This is a genomic window from Stenotrophomonas sp. ATs4, assembly GCF_051861585.1.
Lineage (GTDB): Bacteria > Pseudomonadota > Gammaproteobacteria > Xanthomonadales > Xanthomonadaceae > Stenotrophomonas > Stenotrophomonas maltophilia_AS.
Window position 1 is genome coordinate 276,632 of the sequence record NZ_JBLYPK010000002.1, and the last position, 13,013, is coordinate 289,644.

17 protein-coding genes are annotated in these 13,013 nt (G+C 66.3%); 6 read left to right on the forward strand and 11 right to left on the reverse strand.

The window, feature by feature from the left end; genetic code table 11:
* Positions 1-8 precede the first annotated feature (8 nt).
* From gspG to ABR323_RS04415, 7 genes are all read right to left on the reverse strand, one after another.
* Positions 9-446, reverse strand: coding sequence for a type II secretion system major pseudopilin GspG (gspG, locus tag ABR323_RS04385; protein WP_054171900.1), 438 nt, complete (start codon positions 444-446; stop codon positions 9-11).
* A 57-nt stretch (positions 447-503) separates the two neighbouring features.
* Complete coding sequence (locus tag ABR323_RS04390) at positions 504-1,088, reverse strand: hypothetical protein (RefSeq protein ID WP_439448378.1); 585 nt, start codon at positions 1,086-1,088, stop codon at positions 504-506.
* Positions 1,089-1,208: 120 nt separating this feature from the next.
* On the reverse strand, positions 1,209-1,760 hold the full coding sequence (locus ABR323_RS04395; RefSeq protein WP_439448379.1) for a hypothetical protein: 552 nt from the start codon (positions 1,758-1,760) through the stop codon (positions 1,209-1,211).
* Between the two features lie 58 nt (positions 1,761-1,818).
* On the reverse strand, positions 1,819-2,799 hold the full coding sequence (locus tag ABR323_RS04400) for a FecR family protein (RefSeq protein WP_439448380.1): 981 nt from the start codon (positions 2,797-2,799) through the stop codon (positions 1,819-1,821).
* A 69-nt stretch (positions 2,800-2,868) separates the two neighbouring features.
* Positions 2,869-3,399 carry an RNA polymerase sigma factor gene (locus tag ABR323_RS04405; RefSeq protein ID WP_439448381.1) on the reverse strand — a complete coding sequence of 177 codons (531 nt, stop codon included), beginning with the start codon at positions 3,397-3,399 and terminating at the stop codon, positions 2,869-2,871.
* A 16-nt stretch (positions 3,400-3,415) separates the two neighbouring features.
* On the reverse strand, positions 3,416-4,096 hold the full coding sequence (locus ABR323_RS04410; RefSeq protein ID WP_439448382.1) for an STN domain-containing protein: 681 nt from the start codon (positions 4,094-4,096) through the stop codon (positions 3,416-3,418).
* 539 nt (positions 4,097-4,635) lie between these two features.
* Positions 4,636-5,100, reverse strand: coding sequence for an Lrp/AsnC family transcriptional regulator (locus tag ABR323_RS04415; RefSeq protein ID WP_111205433.1), 465 nt, complete (start codon positions 5,098-5,100; stop codon positions 4,636-4,638).
* Positions 5,101-5,227: 127 nt separating this feature from the next.
* Here ABR323_RS04415 and ABR323_RS04420 point away from each other — a divergent pair, with 127 nt between their 5' ends.
* From ABR323_RS04420 to ABR323_RS04445, 6 genes are all read left to right on the forward strand, one after another.
* Positions 5,228-5,959: an AzlC family ABC transporter permease gene (locus tag ABR323_RS04420; protein ID WP_439448383.1), complete on the forward strand. Its 732-nt coding sequence runs from the start codon at positions 5,228-5,230 to the stop codon at positions 5,957-5,959.
* Positions 5,956-6,270 carry an AzlD family protein gene (locus ABR323_RS04425; protein ID WP_049437576.1) on the forward strand — a complete coding sequence of 105 codons (315 nt, stop codon included), beginning with the start codon at positions 5,956-5,958 and terminating at the stop codon, positions 6,268-6,270. Before ABR323_RS04420 ends, ABR323_RS04425 begins: the two co-directional genes overlap by 4 nt.
* 220 nt (positions 6,271-6,490) lie before the next feature.
* Positions 6,491-7,072: a hypothetical protein gene (locus tag ABR323_RS04430; RefSeq protein WP_439448384.1), complete on the forward strand. Its 582-nt coding sequence runs from the start codon at positions 6,491-6,493 to the stop codon at positions 7,070-7,072.
* Between the two features lie 380 nt (positions 7,073-7,452).
* Positions 7,453-7,926 (forward strand): hypothetical protein, encoded by a 474-nt coding sequence (locus tag ABR323_RS04435; protein ID WP_439448385.1) that lies wholly within the window; start codon positions 7,453-7,455, stop codon positions 7,924-7,926.
* Positions 7,927-8,062: 136 nt separating this feature from the next.
* Positions 8,063-8,491: a PAS domain-containing protein gene (locus tag ABR323_RS04440; protein WP_005409905.1), complete on the forward strand. Its 429-nt coding sequence runs from the start codon at positions 8,063-8,065 to the stop codon at positions 8,489-8,491.
* Entirely contained in the window at positions 8,488-10,017 is a 1,530-nt protein-coding gene (locus ABR323_RS04445; protein ID WP_439448386.1) for a diflavin oxidoreductase, read from the forward strand. The genes ABR323_RS04440 and ABR323_RS04445 overlap by 4 nt, the downstream gene beginning before the upstream one ends.
* A 99-nt stretch (positions 10,018-10,116) precedes the next feature.
* Here the strand turns inward: ABR323_RS04445 and ABR323_RS04450 are convergent, their stop codons facing one another.
* Genes ABR323_RS04450 through ABR323_RS04465 form a run of 4 tightly spaced genes read right to left on the reverse strand, consistent with a single transcriptional unit; the run spans position 10,117 to position 13,004 of the window.
* Complete coding sequence (locus ABR323_RS04450) at positions 10,117-10,788, reverse strand: sulfate/molybdate ABC transporter ATP-binding protein (protein WP_439448387.1); 672 nt, start codon at positions 10,786-10,788, stop codon at positions 10,117-10,119.
* A complete protein-coding gene (gene modB / locus ABR323_RS04455; protein WP_106468231.1) occupies positions 10,778-11,461 on the reverse strand; it encodes a molybdate ABC transporter permease subunit in 684 nt (227 codons plus the stop codon). The genes ABR323_RS04450 and modB overlap by 11 nt, the downstream gene beginning before the upstream one ends.
* Positions 11,462-11,464: 3 nt before the next feature.
* Entirely contained in the window at positions 11,465-12,208 is a 744-nt protein-coding gene (gene modA, locus ABR323_RS04460) for a molybdate ABC transporter substrate-binding protein (RefSeq protein ID WP_439448388.1), read from the reverse strand.
* Positions 12,209-12,227: 19 nt separating this feature from the next.
* On the reverse strand, positions 12,228-13,004 hold the full coding sequence (locus ABR323_RS04465) for a helix-turn-helix domain-containing protein (protein WP_439448389.1): 777 nt from the start codon (positions 13,002-13,004) through the stop codon (positions 12,228-12,230).
* Positions 13,005-13,013: the final 9 nt, after the last annotated feature.

The window sequence follows — 13,013 nt, forward strand, 5'->3', positions numbered from 1 at the left end:
GGCCTGCCTCACAGCTGCCAGGAGCCGATATCCGCGTTTCCGGCGTCGCCACCGGGCTTGCTGTCCGCACCCAGCGAAAACACATCGATGTCGCCGTGGGTGCCAGGTATCTGATACTGGTACGGATGGCCCCACGGGTCATTGGGCAGGCGATCCAGATAGGGCGTGACCGGCATCGCGCCACCGCCCTGCGGTGGCTTGACCAGCGCCTGCAGGCCCTGTTCGGCACTGGGATAGCGCCCGTTGTCCAGCTTGAACAGTTTCAACGCCTGCATCAATGCAGCGATGTCCTGGCGCGCCGCGACCACGCGCGCCTGGTCAGGACGATCCATCAGACGCGGCACGATCAATGCGGCGAGGATGCCGATGATCACGACTACCACCATGATTTCGATCAGGCTGAAACCCTGCTGCCGAGCTTTGCGACCACGAACCTGCCTTGCCATTGTTCCGCCCTCGTCATCCTGGAAGAGACCGCTGCACCATGGTCAGCGGTGCATGTGTCAGTACGATAAACATCCGCCGGCAATTCGCTGCGCGTGTGCCTGCGCTGGCGCCGTGCGTGCAGCCGGTGCACATGCCGCCTCGAACAGGTGCCGCGGAACGCTTGCCAGTGTTTCGTCGATGCAACCGCGCAGCAGAGGATGTGCGCAGGCCTGCAACAGGCGTACGCACTGCATCGGCGACCACGCGGTGCCATGGTCGAGGCCAATGAACAACCGGTAGGCCTGGTGATAGCGCAGGTCGTCGTATACGCGCTGCGCACTGTTCAGATCACGCAGGACCACCAGCAGGGCGGCACGTTGCAGCAGCCGCGCATCGCCCGCATCAAGCGGCAGCGGGCTCATGGCCGCTTCGGACCAGGGCCGCAGCTGCAGGTCGAGGGCTCTTCGCAGCCCCACCAGTGGGTGCGCACCACCATCCAATGCCGCCCAGCGCGCTGCATCTGCCCAGGCGTCACTGGACAGCACCCATACCCAGGAGTGCCCATAGCGCTGCACGTTCAATGGCGTATGCCGTGCCTGTTCCAGTGACTGGCTCAGGTGGCGATCCAGCTCCAGCATGCTGATCCTGCGACTGTCTGCCATCGGCGCCGCCCGTGCTCCGCGACGCGTGGTGCGCCGTACTCTGGAGAAGACGTCAGCAAGGCAGGTGAAGCGACAGCGCGCATGCAGCTCTGTGCGCTGCGTGGCGCTTCATCAGCAACGTCATCGCAGCGTCATCCGCCTGCAGGCTTCCCGCTCCAGTCGCGGTGCTTCGCCACCACAACGGCGTGCCAGTATCGCTACGTCGCTGCGCGCGGCGAACGCGACCAGTGCGTCGGTCATGTCCACGTCATCGCACCATGACGCCATCGCAATGCGCAACGCGGGCAGCTGCCAGCCGTCCATCACACCGTGGGTACCCGCCACGAACCAGTGCCACAGCCGATGGTGCAACACCTGCTCATGCAGCTGCGCCAGATCGGCGATGCAATGCATGTCCATCAGCAATAGTGCGCGGGCAAGCGCAGCAGGTGGCAGCGCACCGGTTTCAGACAGGGGGAGCGCCTGCTGCTGCAGGCGCAGCAGCATCGCCAGCGGGTGCGATTGCGGATCGAAATCCAGCAGCACCGCCTGTCGCTGCCACTGTGCATCGGACACCACGCACACCCATGGCGAGCCATAGCGATGCACCATCAACGGCCGTCGCTGCGTGGTTTCCAGCAGCGCCGACAGATTGCGGCGCAGATCCAGCACACCGATGGTCTCGTTGCGCATCCTTGGCTTCTCCTTGCTTGCAACAGCCCTGCGCGGTGCGCACGGCCAGCGTCTTCATCTATCCAAGGACGGCAATGCCGCCCGGAAAGCGACGCAGGTCCAGCGACATCGTCAGCCGCAGCTGCTCCAGCGCCGCATCCGGATCATCAATGCGGAAGCGGCCGCTGACCGGGGCTCGCGCCAACGCCGATTCGCCCAGCAGTACCTTGCCGCGGCGATAACGGTTGATCTCCTCCACCACCTCGCGCAGCGGTGCGCGGCGGAACACCAGCATGCCTTCGGTCCAGGCACTCACCTCCGAAGCCACGGCCTGGGCCACCACGCCGCTGAGGCGCTCGTCGTACTGGGTCTGCTGGCCCGCCTGCAGCTGCAGCCGACCCTGCGGATGCTCGATGCGGGCGCTGCCCTTCAGGCAGGTAACCCGTACCTGACCCTGCGTGTTGCGTATGTCCAGACGCACCGCACCCTCATCGGCAATCACGCAGCCCGGGCCCGCGAACAACGCCAGGCGCAGGCCGGCCTGGGTCTCGATCGCGGCCTGGCCCTGCACCAGCTCGAAGCCTTCGCCCTGCGCGTCCACGCGACGGCGCAGGCTGCTCTGCGTATCCAGTTCGATCTTCAGCTGCGGCGAGGGCGCGATCTGCAGTCGCTCACCGGTGCCGGTATGGAAATCGGCTGCCATGGCTACCACCGAGGGCCACAGCCCCAGCGGCGGGCGGATGGCCGCCACCACTACCAGGCTGGCCGGGGCGGCAATCGCGGCGCCCAAGAAGGCGCGTCGGCTCCAGCGCTGGGCCGGTGTCGGCGCGACCGGCTCGCGCGCGGCAGCGGGCAGCTGCTCGCCGGCCAGGCGTACCTGGTCCCATTGCCGGCGCGCACGGCCGAACGCTTCGCGATGACGCGGGTCAGCCTCACACCAGGTACGGAACCTGCGCCCGTCGGCGGCGGTCGCCTCGCCCGAGGTCAGCCGCACCACCCACGCGTGGGCCTGACGCTCAACGGCATCCAGCGGGCGTTGCGGGCGATCGTCAGGATCCATGGGGGCTCATGCCGGACCCGCACGTTGCGGGGTTCTGCTCGGCGTCAAAGTGTAGACGGATGCCGTCGCTCAGAACCGCACCTGGCGCCCCTGCCCGTTGCGTTCGGCCAGGTAGTCCTGGGCCGCCTTCAGCTCACGCTGCACCAGCCGCAGCGACACGCCGAGGTGGTCGGCCACGTCGCGCTGCTGCAGGCCGTCGACGCGGATCGCCAGCAGGATGCGACGACGGCGCTCGGGCATGCGCTGCAGCAGGCCGACCATGTCTTCCAGCGCGAAATCCAGCTCCGCCGCCTGTGCCGGGCCCGGTGCAGGGTCGGCCATGTCCATCAGCGTATCCACCTCCTCCAGGCTCAGCAGGCGGTGGTCGGCACGTTGGCGGTCGATCACGGTGTTCATCGCCATGCGCAGCAGGTAGGCCGCGGGATTCTGCACGACATCCAGGCGGTCACGGCGCGCACTCAGGCGCATCCAGGTGTCCTGCAGCGCGTCGCCGGCCAGCTCCTCCGATCCCAGCTTGCGCACCAACCGGCGTTTAAGCTCGTCGTAGGCCCCCAGAAGGTGGTCCATCAGGTCAACTGCCCCAGCCGTACCGTTGCTCATGTTCGAATCCTTGAAGTCATGGAAGGGGTGCGCGCCGGCCACAGTCGTGGTCGGTGCCGGAAGGTCGGATCTGCAGCGTTACCGGCTGCGGCAGCGCGGCGGCCTCGGCCGTCAGCACCAGGCCCTGCATCGCCTGCAACAGGCGTGCATCGCGGCGGGTGCTGCCACTGCCTGACAGCAGCTCGGGCGCATGCACCTGGCCTTCGCTGTCGACATGGAAACGCAGCGTCGCGGCATAGCGGCCGGGCGCAATCTCCGGGTCGTCACAGAACGCCGCACGCAGCCTCTGCTGCAGGCCGCCATAGCGACGCCGACGTTCCGCATCCGGGAGTTCGGCACCGACACCGGGTTCGGCGGCCGAGGGTGTGCCCCGGCGCAGCACCACACGCTGCTCGCCGATCACCTCGGCCTCGATACCGGAGTCCTGCAACAGCACCTGCAAGGCAGGCAGCGGCGCCAGGCTGGCGCGCAGCGCATGGCTGCTGCGGCCCGCGGCAAGATCGCCCGGGTACATCACCGACCACCCGCTGATGACACTGAAGCGCTCGACCGCCTGTTCCAGCGGCTGCGCAGGAATGTCGTAGGCATGAACAGCGTCCTGCGCGGCAGCGGCAAAGGACAGCAGCAGCCATGCGGCGATGGCCACCCTCCAAGTTCTGACCGCATGGTGTCCATTCAGCCCCCTGACGTAGAACACATGACCCTCGGCAGCGACAGCAGCTGCAGTGGACGCGCGTCACGACCGGAACCCCGGCCCGCGCGCGACCAGCAAGCGGGCTCAAACCGTACCGGGGTCACATGTCATTGCGATGACTGCCGCCCACGGCCTGGCGTCGAGCCAGGCTCCGTGGAGCCAGTCACGCATCAGGAATCAATGAATCGAACAGACATGTCATCCACGCATGGGGGTCAGAGCCCGTTGCGAAGCAACGGGATCCGACCCCATGCCGACCCAAACGTGTCGACCAAGGTCGACACCCACCAAGAGCAGCTCACGCCGTTCCGGCAGATCGCGGAAAACTGTCGAAGGCGGGGTGGGTCCGGTTGCGGGGGCGTGAGCCGCATGGATGCGGCGACCGAGCTTACATGGATGTACTTGCAGCGGCCCCCGCAACCGGACCCACCCCGCCATCCCTCAGCAGGCCCGCTGTTGCTGTTGCTGTTGAGGTTGAGGTTGCCGGCCAGCGGCCGGCACTACCGTGGGTGCCGGGTGTAACCCGGCCGCAACCCCATCCCTCAAAGCGGCAACCGGGTCGTCTGCTTGATCCGCTGCATCGGAATCTCGGTCTTGGTGTTCTGCACCCCGGCAATCCGGTTCAGGTGCTGCATCTGGAACTGCCGGTAGGCATCAAGATCGGCCACCGCCACCCGCAGCAGGAAGTCGCAGTCGCCGGCCATCAGATGGCATTCCAGCACTTCCGGGAACGACTTGATGCTGTTGATGAAGTGATTGGTGGTGTCCTCGTCCTGCCCGCGCAGCCACACCCGCACGAACACCGTGAAGCCACGGCCTACCTTGGCCTCGTTCAACAAGGCCACATAGCGGTCGATGTAGCCGCCCTCCTCCAGCAACCGCACCCGGCGCAGGCAGGCCGACGGCGACAGCCCGACCAGCCGGGCCAGCTCCAGGTTCTGCAGACGACCATCGCGCTGCAGGGCGTCGAGGATGCGCCGATCGAGGTTGTCGAGCTGGTACTGCATGGAATTTCACCTTTGCTGGATTCAGTCGCATGGAATATCAATCATCAAGAATTCAGTGGCATCAACGCAACCCGATTTCGTAATCAGACCGCTAGCATGGGCCACCCCCACCTCGTTGTGCCGTTCCATGGACGCCCGTACTGCCCTCCCCCTACCCGACACCTGCGATACCGCGCCGCGTGCCGAATTCCTGCGTGGCCTGCGCGCCGCCGTGCCGGTGATGATCGGCTTCATTCCCTTCGCCCTGGTGCTCGGCGCGCAGGCGGCCCAGAAGGGCCTGAGCGCACTGGAAGTGCCGCTGATGACCGGCCTCAACTTCGCCGGCGGCTCGGAGTTCGCTGCCGTCGAATTGTGGACCTCGCCGCCACACATCGCGCTGATCGTGGCCATCACCGCGCTGGTCAACAGCCGCCACCTGCTGATGGGCGCCAGCCTGGCCCCGCTGCTGCAGCACCTGCCGCGCCGCCGCGTGCTGCCGGCCCTGTTCTTCATGTGCGACGAAAGCTGGGCGATGGGCGTGGCCGATGCGCGCCGACGCGCACTCGGCTTCAGCCTGGCCTATTACCTGGGCGTCTCGGCAGGCCTGTACACGGTCTGGGTGGCCTGCACCGCGCTGGGCGCAATCGTCGGGCCGATGCTGGGCGACATCCACGCCTATGGCTTCGACATGGCCTTCCCCGCCGTGTTCCTGGTGCTGTTGCGCGGCATGTGGCAGGGCATGAAGGCGGCGCGGCCCTGGCTGGTCAGCCTGGTCGTGGCTGCGGCCACCTACCTGCTGATTCCGGGTGCGTGGTACGTGGCCAGCGGCGCCTTGGCCGGCCTGGCCGCCGCCTGGCTGCTGGCGGAGGACGCGGCATGATCTTCAACGGACTGATCCACTGGACCTCGGTGCTGACCATCGTGCTGATGGCCGCCGCCACCTACCTGACCCGCATCGTCGGCTTCCTCGCGCTGCGCAACCGCACGTTGAGCAAACGCGCAGTGACGGTGATGGAAGCCGCGCCAGGCTGCGTGCTGATCTCGGTGATCGCCCCGGACTTCGTCGCCGACAAGCCCGCCGACCTCGCCGCGCTGGCGATCACCCTGCTGGCCGCCACGCGGCTGTCGATGCTGCCGACGGTGCTGATCGGCGTGGCCTCGGCCGGGGTGTTGCGTTATCTGATGGGCTGACACACGCGCGACTTCACAACGCGGTGCGACTGGAGGCACAAGTGTCGCCATTGGCACGACCTGGACATTTGCCTGCCGCGTCAAACGTGGCCCGGAGCCAGCTACTGGAGGTGTTTGAAACAATTCCGATTGCCTGATCGAGCCAGAGTCGATACGCATTGACTACCGAGCCAGCGGGTTGAGCTGATCGGTCAATCGACGTCAAACGTGGAGAGTACCAATGAGCAATCTACGAGCTATCGTGGCGGCAATCGGTATCACCCTCATCTCTGCTGGCTGCGGGCCAATGGAGTGGCAGTTGAGCGCATCGTGCGAAGAAACCAAGAAGTGCCGGATAGAAGGCAGGATTGGAGGCAAGATCGGCGGAGGCGAACGCGATGGCATACCTTGGTTCGAGCGAATTCTGCTGGCGTCGACATCAGAAGTGCCAGATGCCGCGCAGTTCGAAATCGACGTCACAGGTTCATCCATAGCCTTCCCAGCCAATGGATCTGTAACCCTGCTGCTGTTTGATGGCCGGCAAGGAGCCACCATCGCCGCCAAGCAGTTCCAATGGCATCGAACAGGAACCGTCCTCCGGCTTGTCGATCCGGATGGTGCGAACGCCTGGGCCGCATCTGCGTCCGGTCCAGCGACCGAGTTGAGATACGAGCTCGCAACATTCGATGTAGGTGCAGCCCCTGGACCAAACACCATCGCGGCGGCCTCTCGATACGGCGGAGCCACCCGGGCGGCTTCAGTCTCGGAATTTCAAGTCTGTACGAAGTATCCATCGCCGTATCAATGCGGGCTGACCCCCTGATGCAGCGCCGCCAGTCCAGGCGTACCCAACCGGGCTCCGGCCTCGGGCTCTATGCTGGGCTGGCGGCAATCCTTCTGGCCACAAGTGCGTGCCAATCCCTCCAGCTGCCTCCCCGGAACCTGGTCAGTCCCGATGGAGGGTATGCCACCCTGCTGCGAGGCGCTTCCTCGCATCTGAAGATCAGCACAGTGTCGGTGTTACCCGGCCCGGAAAGCTCGGAGTATCCCAACCGATCCATCGAGTGCGGGCGATCATCCATTGCAACCCGGGTTCTCTGGGCGGATGGAGCGCTTTCGGCCATGCAGGCGTCACGGCTCTGCGAGGCGGCTGCACGATCCGCTGGACTGCCGCTCCAGGCCAATGGGCAGGAACGGGCGCCTGTGCGCTATCAGCTCACGATCGTGAGTGACGGCGGCGGTATCTGGCGACAACTGCCAGGACCAGAGCGGCCGGGCCAGGTGGTCAGCTTCTGGTTTCCCTCCAGCCCGGACGCTGATTCGCTGCGCAGGCGCGTGATCGCCACCACCGCGCATGAATTCCAGCATATCGCCACCGCATTGTCAGGGCAGCCGCGGCGCGGCGGGCAGCGGGAACCAGACGCCTATCTGGCAGGCGCATGTGCCCAACTGATGATCGAAGGTTCAGTTGCACGTACGGATCTGCCAGGCGGACACGATCCGCGAGCTGATCCGTTCCTGCCATCCGCCGCCAAGCGCTCCGCGCACGCGGGCAGTACGACAGGGACCGCGCTGCTGCGGTTCTTCGGTGACGCGGAAACTCTGCACATCAATGAGGGAGGTCGCCACCTCGTGCAGCATTGCCACGAGACCATCGGCTTTCCCCTGCAGCGGTGACCGCCCCCTGCGACACCCGGTCGCAGGCGATCCCGCCACCCACTTGATCAATGTCAAACCGCCCACCGCCGTGCGGGCGTATTTCTATGCAGGACCCGAACACGCCGGCGTTACCGGCATCCACAAGGACCCTGCGATGAGCTACACCCCCGACAACGCCCAGCTCCTGAACGCCATGCAGAACGTCATGGTGATCTCCACCACCGACCTGCAGGGCAACATCACCTACGCCAACGACCTGTTCTGCACGCTCACCGGCTTCGCCCGCGAGGAACTGATCGGCCAGCCGCATAGCATCGTGCGCCATCCGGATGTGCCGAAGGCCGTCTACAAGGACATGTGGGACACCATCAAGGCCGGCAAGACCTGGACCGGCATCGTGCCCAACCTCGGCAAGGGCGGCGTGCTCTACGTGGTCGACACCACCGTGCAGCCGCTGTTCGACGCCGACGGCAACATCACCTCCTACATCAGCATCCGCCGCGTGGTGAACGACCTGATGCAGAACTACGACCTGGTCGAGTTCAGCAAGGAAAAGTTCGACGACTTCTACGAGGCCGCGTGAACGCCCTCCCGACCAGTACGCCCTTCAGCCGCCTGCTGGTGGGTTTCGCGTCCGAGTCGGGCAATGCCCGCGCCCTGGCCCAGCGCCTGGGCGCGGACCTGCAGCCGCACGGGCCGCAGGTGCTCCCGTTCAACGACATCGACGTGGCCAGTCTCGGCCAAGGCGATGTGCTGCTGGCGATCTCCAGCTCGTTCGGCGATGGCGAACCGCCGGCCAACGGCGAGCAGTTCTTTGAAACACTGCGCCAGACCCCGACGCTGAGCGGCCTGCGCTATGCAGTGTTCGGCCTCGGTGACACCGGCTACCCCAGCTTCTGCGGCTTCACCAAGGCGCTGGATGCGGCGCTGAGCGAGCGCCAGGCACAGCCGCTGCTGCATCGCGTGGATGCCGACCTGGGCTACGAGCAGTTCTTCCAGCAATGGCAGCCGGTGCTCGGTCAGGTGCTGGATGGCGACCTCAGCGCTGGCCAGGACCTGCACCTGCAGGTCACCGCCTATGGCGAAGACAACGCCTTTGCCGCCCCCATTCTCGAACGTCGCCGCTTGAACAGCAGCGCCCCCGCTGCCTGGCACCTGCAACTGGACATTGCAGGCAGCGGCATGGCCTACCGCGCGGGCGACACCCTGCACGTGGTGCCGGAGAACGACCCTGCCCTGCTGCAGGCATTGGCCACCTGGTACGGCGACACCGCCGCCGTGGCTGCCCTGCATGATCGGGAGCTGCGCCTGCTGAGCAAGGGTGTGCTGCGCGAACTGGCAAAGCTCGGTGGCAGCGAGGCGCTAAAGGGCCTGTTGAAGGTCAGCCAGAAGCGCGAGCTGGAAGCCTACCTGCACGGCCTGGACCTGCTGGACGTGCTGCAGGACCACGCCACGCCGGACAGCGTGCCGCTGGCCCGACTGCGCGAATTGCTGTCACCGCGGCTGCCACGTGCCTATTCCATCGCCTCGCACCCATGCGACGACCAGCTGAGCCTGTGCGTGCGCGAAGTGCGCTACACCCTGCGCGGCCGCGAGCGCTTCGGCACTGCCACCGGCAGCCTGCTGCATGGCGGCGACCATGCCCGTGTGTACTGCCGCTCCAACCCTGGTTTCCACCTGCCCGATACCGGCGAGGCACCGCTGCTGCTGGTCGGCACCGGCACCGGCATCGCGCCCTTGATGGGCCTGATGCAGGAACTGCAGGCCAGTGCCTGCGAACGTGAAGTGCACCTGGTGTTCGGCGAGAAGCACAGCCAGCACGACTACCTGTATCGCGACCAGCTGCAGGACTGGCACACGCGTGGCGTGCTGGCCGGCCTGCATACCGCGTTCTCGCGCGATGGCGCCGAAAAGGTCTATGTGCAGCATGTGCTGCAGCAGCGCGCCGCCGAAGTACGCGATGTATTGGCCCGCGGCGGGCATCTGTACCTGTGCGGCAACAAGAGCCACCTGGAAGGCGCGGTGCGCGAGGCCATCGATGCCATCGGTGGCGAAGGGCACTGGGACGCGCTGCGAGGGGAAGGCCGCACGCACTGCGAGTTGTATTGACCTGTCCCATTGGATCGCACAAATCCTGGATCGGTAGAGCCGGCCGCTGGCCGGCTGCCCAGGATTCCGTGGTTGCCGGCCAGCGGCCGGCACTACCCCTCAGATACCGCCGACGATACGGCCGTCCACTACACGTGCCACCTGCTGGCCAAACACGGCCACATCCTGCGGATCGTGGCTGATCAACAACAATGGGATGCCGGTCTTGTCCAGCACCGTCTCCAGCTCCTGCCGCAGGTGCTGGCGAAGATCATGGTCCAGCGCGGAGAACGGTTCATCCAGCAGCAGCGCCTGCGGCTGCGTCACCAGGGCGCGCGCCAATGCAGTGCGCTGGCGCTGGCCACCGGACACCTGCGAGGGCAGCAGATCGCCCACCGTGTCGATGCGGAATGCGTGCAACCACTGTTCCACCGCGTCGAATCGCTGGCCGATCCGCGGATTCAACCACCCCTTCTGCAGACCGAACGCCACGTTCTGGCGCACGCTCAGGTGCGGGAACAACGCGTAATCCTGGAACACGTAGCCCAGCCGGCGGCGTTGCGGCGGCAGATCCACGCCGGTGGCTGCATCGAACAGAGTCTGCCCCTGCAGCCGTACATGGCCCCGGCCCGGCATCAGCAGCCCGGCCACCGCCTTCAAGGTCAGGCTCTTGCCGGCGCCCGAGGGCCCGAACAACACCACCTGCCGCTGCGTGCACTGCAGCGATACGTCCAACACGAAATTCTGGCCGGCCGCCTGCAGGCGACGCTGCACCAGCAGGTCAAGCCACATCACGCAGCTCCCGGCGACGTCCGCCCACCAGCCGCGCAGCCAGCAGCAGGATCACGATGCACACCACCGAGGTCAGGATCACCAGCGCATTGGCCTTGCCGTCCTGGCCGGCCTGCACCGCCTCGTAGATGGCGATCGACAGCGTCTGCGTGCGGCCCGGAATGCTGCCGGCCACCATCAGCGTCGCGCCAAACTCACCCATCGCGCGTGCAAACGCCAGCAGCAGGCCGGCGAGGATGCCGCGCCAGGCCAGTGGCAGGGTGATGCGGAAGAACACCGCCGCCTCGGACACACCCAGCGTGCGCGCGGCCTGCTCCAGCTGCCCGTCCACTTCCTCGAACGCCGCGCGTGCCGGCTTGAACACCAGCGGCAGCGAAGCCACCGCCGCAGCAATCACCGCGGCCTGCCAGGTGAACACCAGGTTGATGCCGAACCACGACTGCAGCCACGTGCCGATCGGACCGTTGCGACCGATCAGCACCAGCAGGTAATAGCCCAGTACCGTCGGTGGCAGCACCATCGGCAGGGTCAGCAGCGAATCCAGCAGCTCACGGCCAGGAAATCGCCGACGCGCCAGCAACGCGCCCAGTGCCACGCCCAGCACCAGATTGATCGCGGTCGCCCAACCGGCCACCTTCAGCGACAACCACAGTGCGCTCCAGTCGAGATCCATGCCTCAGGGCTTGCCGAACCCGTGCTTGGCCAGGATCGCCTGGCCCTGTGCCGAACGCACGAAGGCGGTGAAGCGCTTGGCTTCAGACGGTTGCGCACTGGCCTTGGTCACCGCCAACGGATAAGCGATTCTCCCGGACACCGGCACCGCGAAGGCGCGGCGCACCCGGTCGGGCATCGCCTGCGCATCGGTGGCATAGACGAAGCCGGCATCCACTTCGCCGCGCGCCACGTAGTCCAGCGACTGGCGCACGTTCTGGGTGGTGATGGTCTTGCCCTGCACCGACGGCCACAGGCCCGCTACTTCCAGCGCGCCCTTGGCATAGCGGCCGACCGGCACGCTGTCCGGGTTGCCCAGTGCGATGCGTTGCACGCCGGCACCGGCCAGGTCCTTCAAGGTACGCGGTGCAGCCTTGGCCTGCGGCGGCACCACCACCCACAGCGCGTTCACCGCGAACACCTCACGGGTGCCGGCCGCCAGCAGATCCTGCTGCTGGGCCTGATCCATCGTGGTTTCATCGGCCGACGCAAACACATCCACCGGTGCACCACGGCTGATCTGCTGCAGCAGCACGCCGGACGCGGCGAAGTTGAAATCGACCTTGGTTCCCGGGTGTGCCTTCTCATAGGCGGTGCCCAGTTCGCGGAAGCTCTCGGTCAGGCTCGACGCCGCCGACACCGTCAGGCCGGCCGCCCAGGCCGGCACCGCGGCCAGCAGTCCCAGCAACAACAGTCCAGCTCGCTTCATCGTCGGCTCCCGGCCAGGTTCAGTTCGGATCGGATTCGTCGGCCACCGCCAGCGCCGCCAGGCGCTCGGGCTGCAGCAGCAGGATCTCGCGCTGCTTCACCGCGATGATCCCATCATCGCTCAAGCGGCGCAGCACGCGGCTGGCGGTTTCCGGCGCCATCCGCAGGTAATTGGCGATCTCGGTACGCGCCATCGTCAAGTTGAAGCGCGTGGCGGAAAAACCGCGCCGCGCGTAACGCTCGGACATGTCCAGCAGGAATGCGGCCATGCGCTCTTCGGTACGGTGGTTGGCGGCCAGTGTGGCGACCTTGCCGATCTCCGCACTGAGTAGGCTGAAAAGCTTGGCCTGCAACCCCGGCATGCGCGTGGCCAACAGGCTCAGTTTGGGAAACGAGATGCGGCACAGGTGCACGGTGTCCAGCGCCACCGCATTGCAGGGGAAGCGCGAGCCGTGAATCGCATTCAGGCCGATCACTTCGCCCGGCAGACTGAAGCCCAGCACCTGCTCGTTGCCCTGGCTGTCATCGACGAAGGTCTTGACCATGCCGGCACGCACCGCGGCGATGGAGTCGAACGATTCGCCGGCGCGGAAGATATAGTCACCCGCATGGAACGGACCGACATGGTCGACCAGCACGTGCAGATCGCCCAGTGCGGTCTTGTCGTAGCCCTGCGACATGCATGCGTCGGAAAACGCGCAGGTGCTGCAGAAATGCAGTGCATCGCCATCGTCGGCGGCAGCGGGGTTCGGTGTAGCCCGTCCAAGGCGGCCCTGGGTTGGCGGAATTGAAGACATCGGGGCAAG

Bases quoted from the DNA above. Each gene is read 5' to 3' on its own strand.
- gspG (WP_054171900.1), bottom strand. From the start codon at position 446: ATGGCAAGGCAGGTTCGTGGTCGCAAAGCTCGGCAGCAGGGTTTCAGC.
- ABR323_RS04390 (WP_439448378.1), bottom strand. From the start codon at position 1,088: ATGGCAGACAGTCGCAGGATCAGCATGCTGGAGCTGGATCGCCACCTG.
- ABR323_RS04395 (WP_439448379.1), bottom strand. From the start codon at position 1,760: ATGCGCAACGAGACCATCGGTGTGCTGGATCTGCGCCGCAATCTGTCG.
- ABR323_RS04400 (WP_439448380.1), bottom strand. From the start codon at position 2,799: ATGGATCCTGACGATCGCCCGCAACGCCCGCTGGATGCCGTTGAGCGT.
- ABR323_RS04405 (WP_439448381.1), bottom strand. From the start codon at position 3,399: ATGAGCAACGGTACGGCTGGGGCAGTTGACCTGATGGACCACCTTCTG.
- ABR323_RS04415 (WP_111205433.1), bottom strand. From the start codon at position 5,100: ATGCAGTACCAGCTCGACAACCTCGATCGGCGCATCCTCGACGCCCTG.
- ABR323_RS04420 (WP_439448383.1), top strand. From the start codon at position 5,228: ATGGACGCCCGTACTGCCCTCCCCCTACCCGACACCTGCGATACCGCG.
- ABR323_RS04425 (WP_049437576.1), top strand. From the start codon at position 5,956: ATGATCTTCAACGGACTGATCCACTGGACCTCGGTGCTGACCATCGTG.
- ABR323_RS04430 (WP_439448384.1), top strand. From the start codon at position 6,491: ATGAGCAATCTACGAGCTATCGTGGCGGCAATCGGTATCACCCTCATC.
- ABR323_RS04440 (WP_005409905.1), top strand. From the start codon at position 8,063: ATGAGCTACACCCCCGACAACGCCCAGCTCCTGAACGCCATGCAGAAC.
- ABR323_RS04450 (WP_439448387.1), bottom strand. From the start codon at position 10,788: ATGTGGCTTGACCTGCTGGTGCAGCGTCGCCTGCAGGCGGCCGGCCAG.
- modB (WP_106468231.1), bottom strand. From the start codon at position 11,461: ATGGATCTCGACTGGAGCGCACTGTGGTTGTCGCTGAAGGTGGCCGGT.
- modA (WP_439448388.1), bottom strand. From the start codon at position 12,208: ATGAAGCGAGCTGGACTGTTGTTGCTGGGACTGCTGGCCGCGGTGCCG.
- ABR323_RS04465 (WP_439448389.1), bottom strand. From the start codon at position 13,004: ATGTCTTCAATTCCGCCAACCCAGGGCCGCCTTGGACGGGCTACACCG.